Consider the following 12,766-nt stretch of genomic DNA (forward strand, 5'->3'; position numbering starts at 1 on the left):
CGATTCTTTGTATTTATCCGTTTTATGTTTTACATTTGCAATAAATAAAAAGAACGATGGCAGACAACTATATAGAAAAACAGCAAGAGCTATACGAAGCAAGAAAAGCTGCTTGGAAACAAGCACAGAAATATGGTAAGAAGAAATCTACAACCGTTCATCCGGCTGAATCGGCTTCGTGTACTCCAATGACCTCAAAATCATCCCCCTCCAAAAGAAGAATATTTGTAACAGGAGGAGCGGAAGGTATAGGCAAGGCAATAGTAGAAGCTTTTTGCCTGTCCGGCGATCAAGTCGCTTTTTGTGATATAAATGAAATAGCGGGACAAGAGACTGCAAAAGCAACCGGATCTATATTCCATAAAGTCGATGTCAGCGATAAGGATGCACTTGAAAGTTGTATACAACGTATTCTTTCCGAATGGAATGATATTGATATTATTGTCAACAACGTCGGTATTAGTCAATTTTCGTCTATCACCGAAACGAGCGTAGAGGATTTCGACAAAATTCTTTCTATCAACCTACGCCCTGTATTTATCACCTCCCGCCTGCTTGCCATACATCGTAAAGAACAGTCCTCTCCTAACCCATACGGCCGGATTATCAATATCTGCTCCACACGTTACCTGATGAGTGAACCGGGAAGTGAAGGTTACGCAGCTTCGAAAGGTGGTATCTATTCTTTAACTCATGCACTGGCTTTATCATTATCTGAATGGAATATCACCGTCAACTCTATTGCTCCGGGATGGATACAAACTCATGATTATGACCAACTCCGGCCGGAAGATCATTCACAGCATCCTTCACGACGAGTAGGTAAACCGGAAGATATTGCCCGTATGTGTTTGTTTCTCTGTGAAGAAAACAATGATTTCATCAATGGAGAAAATATAACGATTGACGGAGGAATGACGAAAAAGATGATTTATCTGGAGTAACTTGAGAATTTATCAGATACAATGATATATCTTTATTATATCATTAATCTTCACGAGACTCTTTCAACACGCTTCGGGTAACTTCCACTCCTGTCTTCACTATCGAAGCTGCATGATGAAACTCCAACATATCATAGGTATCACCGGACATCTGAATTAAGATATCCGGCTGACAACGCTCTATCTGGTAACGAGTGATTTGTTGCATCATCATTCTTGAAGATTCTGTCAATAGATTATAAGGAGATATTTTCTTTTTCTTTCCGGAATCGAGGGGTGCATTCACATCGACAGCTATCAGGATATCTCCTTCAATGCGTTTTACATGACTCAATGGAAGAGGATTCAGAATGCCTCCGTCAATCAAAACCATACCGTCTTTTCTCAACGGACGGAAAAGCATGGGGATAGAAATAGATGCACGGATAGCTTCATGTAAGCTCCCTCTGTCAAACCTCACTTCCTGATCGCGGACAATATCCGTAGCCATGGCTACATAAGGGACAGGTAAGTCTTCAATATTCATGTCCGGAATAATCTGTTTCAGTTCTTTGATAAAACGGTCACCTTTCACCAATCCATCCCGGCTTAAAGTAATATCCGCCAATTCCCACATCTTACGTTTATCCCAACTATATAGCCACTCCTTACATTCTTCCATTTTTCCTGAAGCGTACATCGCCCCCACCATAGCTCCCATCGAGCTTCCTGCAATAGAGGTGATCTCAAAATTGTGACGGAGCAATTCCTCAATTACTCCTATATGCGCTATTCCACGTGCTCCTCCCATAGAAAGGACCAATGCTACTTTTTGCTTATCCATATCATGTCTATTTCTATTAGCCATCCACAAAATAACACATTTTCTACGAAAAAGATGTTTAGTAATCGTGAAGAAAAAGTAATGACGTGCTTTTTGAGACGTAAAGCATAGCTTTAGAAGTGATAAAGCTATGCTTTGTCAGTTGCAAAGCATAGCTCTATTATGTTCTTCTTAGTTATCCCGAATTATACTCCGAAAAATAGGAATATTAAAGATTTATCATCATTTTATTTCTTTCCTTGGGCCTTCTTTTCTGCGTTTCGCTTATTCACATAATCCTTGAACATCTGACGCCAGTTACGGCCGTGCTCATTGAAATACTGTTCGCATTTGGTTTTATAAATTTCGAAGATGGCAGAGATCTGCTTCATATTCTTATAGTCAATAGCCTGTTCGCGAGCCAGCTTCAACTGTTCCAGGACGTAAGTAGTTTCCTCCTCTGTCATATTGGGCACAATGGCCTGATAACCTTTCAAGGTAAAAGCAACTTTACCTACCGTATATTTATCGAGGATTTGTTCTATCTGTTCTTCAGTCAATACTCTGCGTAACTCTTTCATTAGCCTTTCATGTACTTCTTTCGGCATAGCAGAATCTGCAATCATTTCACGGTCGAGCTTGGAAAGCGGCTTGCCTGTAAGAGGATTGATACCCTCGGGAATTGTTGTATAGGGATGCTCATTGTGCCAGTCGCGAACTTTACGAAGATGGTTATAAATAGCTGTTGTCGCAAAACCTGCCTTTTTCTCATCATCCAACTTTAAAGAAGCTACCCAGTCCATGGCTTTCTTTTCAAGAGAAGCATCTGATTTTAAATCAGCAAAGGCCTTCTTGTCAAAATAGGCGGCTACCTTGTCAAATGACCGGATTGCACCTTCGGGAAGCAAAGCTCCTTTTTCTCCAAAACTATACATAGCAAATTCCGGTTCAATGGTAACTTTGCTTTCATCCAGCATCTTTTTGTCCAACTTGAACACGTCTGCGAAGAAATCATAAACAGCATTCCGTTTGTTCGGACCAAAGTCATGTTTCTCCTTGGGGAGATGTACATTCGTTACTTTGTCTTTCGCGTTATAGAATCCATAGATTCGTTGCAAATAAGGAAATTCAAGAGTAGGAACACTAGCCGTCCAGTCGCCACCATCAGATACCACGAGTTGTGGACGAGGGGCAAAAGTAGCAGCTAGCTCCGCATTACAGGTTCCTCCTGCAGAAAGTTGAATGGGCATTCCGCTTTCACACGGACAGCCACCGTCAAAGTGAGAAGCAAGGCTCACCACGGGAGCAGAAGCAGTAAAACGATCATCTAATACACTCAACAAAACAGTATGAGTGCCCCCTCCTGAACCACCATTTGTACCAATACGACTGGTATCAATATCTTTACGGGACGCAAGCATAGACTCAAGAATCAGCAAGCCATTCATTGCCTGAATAGTGTGCGCCGCACTACTACGATGTGCCGCACTGCCAACTTGTAAAGCCGACTCTCCCCATCCGAACAAATCATAATCCACACAAATAGCTCCCATACGTGCTAAAGTACCCATACGTTGTTGCTGGTCCTCACGATAACGTCCGCCACCAAAATGTCCGTTAGGACAAATAATCAACGCATGTTTTCCTTTTGATTGAGGTGTGTAGATAGAACCGCAAACATATAAGCCGGGAAGTGTTTCAAGTGCAAAATTCTGCACTGTATAGCCATCAAACTTACGTATCTTCGAAAGAATAGGTTTGGATTTAACACATTGAGCTAGTAAAGTGTCGATACCCAAACGTTGACGCACTTCTTTTTTCAAAGAATCAACGCGAAGTTCAAAAGCCTGTCGATCTGCATAAAGAGTATTCAGATAAGCCAGCATCTTTTCTCCGTCTGCATCCGTACGACGTGGATATTCATACGCTTTTAGCTTATACATATTTCCTTTCTGTTTGACAAATTTATAATCGAAAGGTGCCAATACATTCGTCAGGGATTCTTCTACAGAATAAGGACGAATACGAAAGTCGGCATAAGGCAACACTTTTCCTACTGTATCAATATCATATTTCAGGCGGACTCCGAAACGGTTTTGAATATCCGTCAGTACTTCATTCAAGGGACGGGCAAATTCCGTCTCGTATGTTTGTGTCTGCGCTTCAGCCGAAAGAGATGCGGCAAGAAGCATGGTAAAAAGGATTCGTTTCATTTATCTTTAATTTATACAAGTTGTTTTTTCACCACAGATTACACAGATTCTCACAGATTTCTTATTCTTACAAATTAGCCGGATTAAATATCTGTGTTAATTTGTGGTATCTGTGGGGCTTTTAATTACTTTGCCATTGACGATTACGTCATCCATCGTGATACGCTCACAATTTTCGAAGATACATTTCTGTTTTCCTCCCTGAATATGAATATCACGCAAAACAATGTCAGATATCGGCGCTTCTTCCAAACCCACTATTTTGATCGGAGTCTTTACATCTGTCACAGTCATTCCACTGATATGTACGTTACGGAAGATCGGGGTGCGTTCACTCTTTGGTTCTGCAGGCATTTTACTGTATTTCAGGTTTAGCACGACAGCTTCCCGTTTTATATTACTCATTACAATATTACTGACGCGAATATCTTCAACCACGCCTCCCCTTCCACGGGTTGACTTGATGCGGATTCCACGATCCGTTCCGTCGAATATACAATTGGAGATGGTGACTTTGCGCACACTTCCACTCATTTCACTGCCGATAACAACGCCTCCATGACCGGAAAGCATGGTACAGTTGGTTATGGTGATATTTTCGCAAGGTACTCCCAATCGACGGGCTTGGGCATCCCTACCGGATTTTATCGTGATACAATCATCGCCTACCGAAATATGGCAATCGCTTATATGTACATTGCGGCATGATTCGGGATTAATACCATCCGTATTAGGAGAAGGAACGTTATCAATTGTAATGCCTTTGATGGTCACATTATCACAAAACTCCGGATTTACCGTCCAAAAGGGGGAATTGACAATTTTTACCCCTTCAATCTTTATCTCTTTGCAACGGATGGGTTGGATAAACGGAGGACGGAAGAAACGGCGCTGCAAGGTACTGACATAGTCTTTGTTTGTTTCAGCATAAATCGCTGTCGTATCGTTTGCTGCATCCCACATCGGTTGATATTTATTTATATCACGCATGCCGTTATCTTTCAAATCAATCATGACACGAAAGAACTCCATCCACCATTTCTTTCCCTGTCCGTCCAAAGTTCCTTCTCCTTTGATGGTAATATTCTCGGCATCTACCGCATAGATCAAAGGCTGGAAGCTTTTCATCATCACTCCTTCATGACGAACCTCGACAAAAGGAAGGTAGTCATCGAAGTTGTCAGAAAAGAGCAAAGTAGCTCCGGCTTCCAACTCCAGTGTAATGTTGCTTTTCAGATGGATACTTCCTGTCAGGTAAGTCCCGGCAGGAAAGAAAAGAGTACCTCCGCCGCCACGGTTCAAACGATCAATCGTTGAATTGATTAGCTTTGTATTAAGAGCCTTACCATTTGCTTTTGCACCGGCCTTCAACATATCCACACGCTCGGCACGAAGAACTGTGGTTGCACAGAAGCAAAGAAAGACGAGAAGAGTTGTCCGTAAATTCATAATCGATATTATTAAATTATATTTCATCATTGTCTTCTAAAAAATCATGAATACATTGTTTTTTTAATTCTACAAATATATGCAAAAGGTTCTTTCATTTTGCACAAACTAATTGATATGTTCCACTCTGTATCTCTTTGGGTTCTTTTTCTCCCGGAAGATAAACAACAGCCGTAGTATTCACCGGAACAGATATGTTTAAAGTGAAAGTTCCATTCTGGCTAGTCCAATCCACAACAATAGTACCGTATAAAGTTTCATACGATGCTTTGACATATTTCAAATCTCCTACAGGCTGGGGAGCGATGATAAACTTTTGATAGGTTGTAGATGGACGAATACCGACCAGTGAATTAAAGAACCATTCATCAATCTGTCCCATCATAAAATGATTCCAGGAAGAACCTTGGCGGGGATCCCATTGCTCGGTTAAGGTTGTTGCACCGAATTTCAACTGGAAGCCATATCCGGGAGCTTCTTCGTGGTTGAACATCTTATAAATAAGTTCGTGCTGACCATTACGCGCCAGTGTCTGAATCAGATAGCGGTTACCCACATCACCGGTCGTTAAGCGATTGCCATGTGCTTCCACATCTTTAATCAGATTCATAAGTACTTTCTCATCCAACTTTGCATCCGGTTGATAACTGCTTTGTTCATCTGAATCCTGCGTCATCTGGAGGAATAACGGAAGTGCATTACTACATTGGCTCCCTGTACCATACTGTGCTGTCTCTTTATTGAGAAAACATTTATTAAATGAGGCAAGTATTTCATGTGCCAAAGAAGTATAATAATGAATGTCAAAGTCATTGCCAACCATTTTCGCAGCTTTTATTAAAAACATTACTGTCATATAATAATGCGCGGTAGCCACCAGGGGAACCGGTGTATTCCTAGAGAATCCGGCACGAAAATCTCCGTAATCATACCAATCTCCCAAGCCGAAAGAAAGAATACCCATCTCTGCACGAGTCTTCAGATAATCCACATAACGGCGCATATTCGGATAATATTTCTTAATCAACGAGTCATCTCCATACGTCTCATAGTACATAAATGGGAAAATAACCAGAGAACCACCCCATTCCGGAGATTCGGCAAATGCATCCATGCCCGGACCTTCAAAAACCACGTATTCCGGAGCAGTTGTCGGCATGGCACCGTTGGCATGTTGCGCATCTGCCATATTCTGCATAATCTGCGGAGCATAAGCTGTCAAATCATAGTTGTATAATAGCCCAGGACCATTCAGATGCACCTGTTCCAGCCAGCCTAGTTTTTCACGATGCGGACAATCTGTAAACACAGACTGCATATTGCTACGCACTGCTTTTTCGATCAATCGATGGGCAGCATTAAATATTCGGTTGGATGATTCGAAAGTGGAAACTTTCTTAGCTGAATTAAAGACGAAACAGGATTGAATATTCTTCAACACAGGCAATCTCTGCGGATTCTTTTGACCTTTTAAGACAGCCCCCTCGACTTGAATATATCTAAAACCGTAATAAGAGAAACGAGGATGCCAGGTTTCGTCACCTTCACCTTTCAGTGTATATTCATAATAGTGTTGACGTCCCGTTTGTCGCTGATTACAGGCACCTTCATCCGTCAATGCTTCGGCTACGAGCAGAGTCACTTTCTGTCCACGTTTGCCACGTACTGTTATTTCCGGAAAGCCAGCCAGATTTTGCCCCATATCCAACACGAAAGCAGAAGGATCGACAGTTCTTTTAGTCGATTTAGAAGCTGAAGCAACCTGTTCTGCATTTAGTTTGGTTACCTTTTGAATATCATATCGTTCCATGATTTTCACCGGAGGCGCCATCTGTGGACGTAGTATTCCTTTAGGAGCTTCCTGTATAACTACCGGACGCCAATGACTATCATCAAAGCCAACCTGATTCCATCCTTTTTGCTCACGACGCGCATCGTAATCCTCACCTCCATATATGCAATTGAAAGTTATCGGACTAAAATCATATTTCCAGTCATTGTCAGAACGGAGTGTTGTAGATGTTCCGTCTTCGTAATTAATAACCAGTTCAAATAAAAGTGTAGGAGGACCAAAACTTATCTGTAATTTGCGATAACGTCCTCCCTGCACATTATAGAATCCATTCCCCAATAAGATTCCCACGGCATTCTCACCATGCCGCAATTGTTCCGTTACATCATACGTGTTATAGTAAACAGTTTTATCATAATCACTCCACAGCGGAGCAAATTCACTGTTGCCTACTTTCTTGCCATTCAAAGAGAATTCATAGAATCCCAAACCACAAACGTATGCGGTTGCTTCTACTATTTTCTTGCCCGATTGACGGTTTGTATTCCCTTCTGTCCTATCTCCCACCTGGAATGTTCTTCGCAAACAAATACTTTTCTTTGCTAAAGTGTCCACTGCTTCCCAAGCTGCCTTTACCTCCGGTTTCTTCAACTCTCCACCATGAAACTTGCGTCCTTCCGGTAAATGAGCATTCTGACGAGTGATAGCTCCAATCCATTTTCCTTCAGAGAGTCTTGAAGAAGCAGAGCAGAACTTTGCTTCACGACTCCATTCAGAGGGTGCATCTGTCTCATCCCAAACACGAACCCGCCAACTATAATTGAATGGATTATCAGGCCGTATATCTGCCCCCTCTATAGAAACCAGCTGGCTCTGCGTAGAATAGACTTTTCCACTATTCCAAACGGAACGTCCTGTAAAAGCTTCCCGGATGTCAATCTCATAAGCTGATTGTCGTGTTCCATTTTCCGGCGATTCCATCACCCATCCCAAGCGAGGTGAACCTTCGACCACTACCAGACCTTCCTGCATTTCACAGGTAAGGCGGCTGATTGTTATAGTCTTTGCCTGCATAAAACATGGCAGGCAAAGAAAAAGAAGGAGATATTTCTTTATATTCATTGTTCAGACTATCCTATCTATATTATCAGATAAATGATTATTTGAGTACATCCTTGCAAACGATTCTTGTCAATGTATCTGCATGACCGACTTCTTTACCATCCACAAAAATGCGTAAGCCTTTTCCACAATGATAACGATCGCCATTCTTATCCCAAAGAATCGTCAGATTATGACCGTGATATAGTACATTATCCAGGCAGAACCAATCCCATTTGTCGACAGGGATCAACGGATTTACTTCAATTGTATTATCCAGACGCGGACGAAGTCCAATCAGTCCTGTAATCATCAGATCGTTGAAAGTAGAATGATTATAGTAACGGCTGCGCTCCTGATCCCCTTTCAACCAATAACCGGTCACCTCATCCAGATATTCGCCAATGTAAGGACGGCCACGATGGTACTGTGACTCCACATACAATTCCATCTGACGGAAATATACACTGTCAGACAATACGGTCTGCGGATAATTATTCATAAAGTTAGCCATTGCTGTCAATGTCTGTGCAGAAGCAAACGGCCAGATAGCTCCGTCCCACTCACACTTACCCACTCCACGTGTACGGAATTCCGGATGACGACGCTCTGCAGTAGTCAATCCGTAAGGAGCAGAGAAGCCTTTTTCATCCAGAATCTCTTTCCAGGCAACTTCATATTTCTTTGTCGTATCCGGCAGGTTGAAATACCAGGGAATATATCCGATTGCTTCACGGACATTTGCTGAAGAGTCTGTACGCATCGTTTCAAAAAACTGGTGACGGGTATTCCACAACTCATTTTCTACCAGATTTCTCAACGTGTCTGCTCTCATACCATATTTCATAGCCATCCCCTCGTCACCGGAAAGAATTCCCATCAACGAAAGCGCTTTCGCATTACCATACATATAACTATTGATTGTCGGGCGGGCATATTTTTTCTTCCGTCCGCCACTGATAGATTCTTCCATTCCATCCTGCACATCCCCCTGCCAGTACAATCCATTCTTCAAGCGGTTCGTACTTTCCCAGCGTTGATACTCGGTCTCCAGGTCTTTCTTCATGTCCAGCATAAAGTCTTTGTCGCCATCGACCATATAGCGTGCCAATACCGCATCTGCATTCCATGAACTGAACTTATTCATTTTCTTCATCGGTCCTCCATCATTACCGCGATACCATGTATGAATAATCTGATCCAGATATTTCGGGTCACGTAACCAACGGCTCTCATAAATATGATGTCCGATCGCACAAGCGATCAGGTTATATTTATCAGAATAGGAACGCTGAACGAGAAACTCCGTCATACCATATCCCACAGGAGTTTCCTTGATATGCTTGCGCAATGACCACCAACGATAATAATACATCTCTTCAAAATTACGTTGCGGGCATTCAAACAAAGGAATGTTGTATTCCATCCACTCCGAAGCTTTTGCATTAGGAATCGCTTGAACGATATTCTCATCTTCCATTCCATTAAAATAATCCGCATAATGGCTGAAATCCTTATACTTCAAGAAAGCGGAAGATGCATCCTTATCTGTGGAAGACGTTTTTACATTAGCTATACGATATTCGGCTATCGGCTCCTGTTCACCGGCACCGGGCAAATCGTATGTCTGGTCGGCCGGAGTATCCACTGTCGGGAATGTACGTGGCACGCCTGTACGGAAAGCTATTCTTTCGATACTTGCCACCGGAGCATAGAACATCCTCAGCCCTACCCTCTTGCCATCTACATATATTTGAATATTACGGTCGGCAGTTGAAAGGACAGCTTCTACATGATAGGTTTTTCCTGCTTCATACTTCATCATATTCGCAAACCGGGAACCACCCTTTGCACGAAAAACGCCATCCGGTGTCAGTTCCAAACGGGAGCAGGCAATTCCATTCTCATCCAGAAATTCAATCTGAAGCGTACCTTTATCATTCTGTCCGGCTTGCAAATCAAAGGAGACTTTCAATTCTTTAGAAGCGGGAATTTTCCGTTCCACTTTTGCATAATCAAAAGGATCTTTATCTTGCAGTTTCAACCATTGTCCATCCAGGGAAACCGGAGCCCAAACCGGAGAGTAAATATTCCAATCAGTCAATTCCGATATTGCTTTCGACTTTGAAAAGTCATCGTTAGCGTGTGCAGAAGCATTGAGTTCCACCGGCACAGGAATGCGGGAAATCCACATATCTTCCTTGTTCACACTATAAGAAACCCATAAATCGCCATCTGCAGGTATCCCGTTCCCCTCCTGTATGCCACGAGGATACTGAGGACCGTATGATTTATAATTACCACCGTAACGCATCGGTGTGATTTCACCGTGCACCAGATTCAGCGTTGTATACTCCAGTCCGTCCTTACTCAATGAGATAGCCAACGGCCAACGGAATTCCGAAGGATTATATACCGTCGCGTATGTGCCGTCACTCAAACGTTGTCCCCAGATTTTCGCATTACTATTGACAAATCCCTTAGCACGGAGTACCGGTTGTTCCCAAGTATATCCTCCGTCTTCGCTGATAGAAGTGAGCGCGTGCTTCCAAAGGCTGGCAATTCTTCCGTCGGGAAGTGTGTAACAGTTAAATGCCTTATATCCTTTCTTTAAGGGGATAATAGGATCTTCACGGTCTGCCTCTTCTACCCATTGCATCATATACAGCGGATTGTCAAGAATCTCCTGGCAGGCTTTCACAAACTCGCGGTCTTTACTTTTCTTGAAATACGGATAATCGGTGTTCTTCTCGTTAAATCCGTGATTGTAATAAATAAAATAAATAGGACCGAACGAACCGTCCTTTTTTATTTCGCGTACTACCCGACCGATACCGTTTCCATCGTTCGGATCGTCTTTCTTATCTAAGGCAACTCCGTAATTTCCCATTGTTATTAATCGGCCGGACTTGGAGACATAGAAACCTACACGTTGGTGCATAATAGCAATCAGGTCTTTGGCTTGCATACCCGGACGAGATTCCTTGGTATATCCGTCCGGAACTTTATAAGGCGGAAATACAATTTCCGGATTCGTCCATTGATAGCCATCCTTTGATGTCATCAGAAATGTTTGGGAAGGCGGTACATGTTCGTCCGAAGGATCAGCCAGATATTGATAATAAAACTGGCCGTTCCAATAGGCCAACATCGGTTGATGGTTATATGTCCATCCATTGCCGTTCGACGGATCGGGATGTTCCCGGTTGGCGCGTACCAATTGGATATTATGCACTCCTACTACCGGAGACAGTTGCCCGTCATGATAAGCAGGATTTGATAATTCTTTTCCTGTGTAATGGATTCTGTCTTGCGCTGCAACCGTAGATGTCAACCATCCGGCAGCCAATGCAAAGAGAATCTTTGTAGAGTTATTCATGTTATTTAGTGATTATCGGTGAATGATTAGTGATTAAGGCGGGTATGTGTCAACAACGCTTTTACTACCGATTCGGGAGCTTTGAATATTGTTCCGTGTTTATGTCCGGCAGGTACACTTACTTCACTCGTCACATCGGTAAAATTTATAAAATCTTTTGTGCGCATAGCACCGTATATCTTTTTCTGATAGACATCAAAGTAAACAAGATACTCCTCTCCTATCTTTTCTACAGTCGGACCTTCTACAAACGATTCGGTAAATGGTTGCGACGCAGGTGAGTAAGGTCCTGTCAGGGAATCGGCAAAAGCAATTTTCAGATTGCGTTCCGGGCGGGTATTATCCTTAAGTACCATCACATAGTCGTTCTTATCCCGTTTTACAAGGACTGCATCAATCGAACTGAATCCCGGATCATACAAGACTTTCGCTTTAGAAATAGTCTTAAAGTCTTTCGTAGTGATATAATACAAACGATGATTATTGTTTTCCTCTTCTATTCCTCTCTCAAAACGGCCGGGAATGCAAGAAGCCCATACTACCATGAACTGTTCACTATCTTCATCATAGAAAATCTCCGGAGCCCATACATTGACTGTGGTCGGTTCTTCTGTCATGACAGGTATCATCTGTTGCTCTGACCAATGAATCAGGTCTTTGGAGTTTGCATAGCCGAACCCTAGATCGCCTTTCCAGCTTGTCGTCCAGACCAGATGAAAAGTTCCGTTGGGAGTACGTACCATCGAAGGGTCCCGCAACAGTTGATGTTGTCCTAATTCGGGCTTCAGCCAGACACCGGGAATACTGTCCCAATGCATTCCGTCTTCACTATATAAATATCTTAAGCCCTCATCAGCGGGTTCATGAAACGAAGTAAACATATAATAGTCCTTGCTTCCTCCGCAAGAAACAAAAAATAAAATACCTATTGCCGCTAATGTATCTCTTAACCTTTTCATTGCTATTATAATCTATAAATTGTATCCTTTATACAAAGGAGACGATAAAAGGACTAATTTGTACTCAAATATATTCATAGATTCTTCATCTTCCGATTGAATTTTATATACGATAAAAGGGCGACTC

General features: G+C 42.4%; 7 protein-coding genes. 1 reads left to right on the forward strand and 6 read right to left on the reverse strand.

Going from position 1 to position 12,766, the window contains the following annotated elements:
- The first annotated feature begins 56 nt into the window (after window positions 1–56).
- Complete coding sequence (locus ACNOGP_RS16015; RefSeq protein WP_007760152.1) at window positions 57–944, forward strand: SDR family NAD(P)-dependent oxidoreductase; 888 nt, start codon at window positions 57–59, stop codon at window positions 942–944.
- Between the two features lie 43 nt (window positions 945–987).
- Here the strand turns inward: ACNOGP_RS16015 and ACNOGP_RS16020 are convergent, their stop codons facing one another.
- The 6 genes from ACNOGP_RS16020 to ACNOGP_RS16045 all read right to left on the reverse strand — a co-directional run bounded on the left by ACNOGP_RS16020 (window position 988) and on the right by ACNOGP_RS16045 (window position 12,639).
- Window positions 988–1,791, reverse strand: a complete 804-nt coding sequence (locus ACNOGP_RS16020; RefSeq protein WP_418213191.1) for a patatin-like phospholipase family protein — start codon at window positions 1,789–1,791, stop codon at window positions 988–990.
- Between the two features lie 203 nt (window positions 1,792–1,994).
- A complete protein-coding gene (locus ACNOGP_RS16025; protein ID WP_418213192.1) occupies window positions 1,995–3,959 on the reverse strand; it encodes a 6-O-methylesterase in 1,965 nt (654 codons plus the stop codon).
- A 96-nt stretch (window positions 3,960–4,055) separates the two neighbouring features.
- Window positions 4,056–5,408, reverse strand: a complete 1,353-nt coding sequence (locus ACNOGP_RS16030; RefSeq protein WP_418213193.1) for a glycoside hydrolase family 28 protein — start codon at window positions 5,406–5,408, stop codon at window positions 4,056–4,058.
- Window positions 5,409–5,502: 94 nt separating this feature from the next.
- Window positions 5,503–8,322, reverse strand: coding sequence for a glycoside hydrolase family 78 protein (locus ACNOGP_RS16035; protein ID WP_418213194.1), 2,820 nt, complete (start codon window positions 8,320–8,322; stop codon window positions 5,503–5,505).
- Between the two features lie 37 nt (window positions 8,323–8,359).
- Window positions 8,360–11,680: an MGH1-like glycoside hydrolase domain-containing protein gene (locus tag ACNOGP_RS16040; protein WP_418213195.1), complete on the reverse strand. Its 3,321-nt coding sequence runs from the start codon at window positions 11,678–11,680 to the stop codon at window positions 8,360–8,362.
- Between the two features lie 26 nt (window positions 11,681–11,706).
- Window positions 11,707–12,639 carry a glycoside hydrolase family 43 protein gene (locus ACNOGP_RS16045; RefSeq protein ID WP_418213196.1) on the reverse strand — a complete coding sequence of 311 codons (933 nt, stop codon included), beginning with the start codon at window positions 12,637–12,639 and terminating at the stop codon, window positions 11,707–11,709.
- Between the last annotated feature and the right edge of the window lie 127 nt (window positions 12,640–12,766).

The organism is Bacteroides difficilis, assembly GCF_048319815.1.
Lineage (GTDB): Bacteria > Bacteroidota > Bacteroidia > Bacteroidales > Bacteroidaceae > Bacteroides > Bacteroides zhangwenhongii.